Origin of the sequence: Sulfitobacter sp. HI0040 (assembly GCF_001634885.1) — a bacterium.
Classification (GTDB): domain Bacteria; phylum Pseudomonadota; class Alphaproteobacteria; order Rhodobacterales; family Rhodobacteraceae; genus Sulfitobacter.
In genome coordinates, this window is the sequence record NZ_LWEX01000283.1 from 1 (window position 1) to 434 (window position 434).

The following is a 434-nucleotide window of genomic DNA, read 5'->3' on the forward strand; positions in this document are numbered from 1 at the left end:
GACCTTCAGCGTGATGCCGCCATCAACCACCAGTTCGATGCCGGTGATATGCTTGGCTTCGTCCGAGGCGAGGAAGACAGAGGCATAGGCGACATCCCAACCATCGCCCATCTTCCCCAGCGGTACCAGTGCGTCGCGCGCGTTTACCATCGCCTCGGTTGAGCCGTAGACGGAGGTGACATTGCCCTTGTGAATGAGCGGCGTGTTCATCAGCCCCGGCAGGATCGAGTTACAGCGGATGCCCTTGGGCCCGTAGTTCAGCGCAATGTCGCGGGTAAAGGCGTTCACCGCCCCCTTGGAGGCAGAATAGCTGATGCAGGAATAGCCCAGCGAATGGGTCGAGGCGATGGAAGAGATGTTGATGATCGACCCGCCGCCCTGATCGGCCATTATCGGCAGGATGTGCCGGCAGGTCAGGTAGATGGATTTGACGT

1 protein-coding gene is annotated in these 434 nt (G+C 59.7%); it reads right to left on the minus strand.

What is annotated here, in order from left to right; all coding sequences use genetic code 11:
• A partial coding sequence (locus A3728_RS13775) for an SDR family NAD(P)-dependent oxidoreductase (RefSeq protein WP_150120806.1) occupies positions 1 to 434 on the minus strand: 434 nt, incomplete at both ends.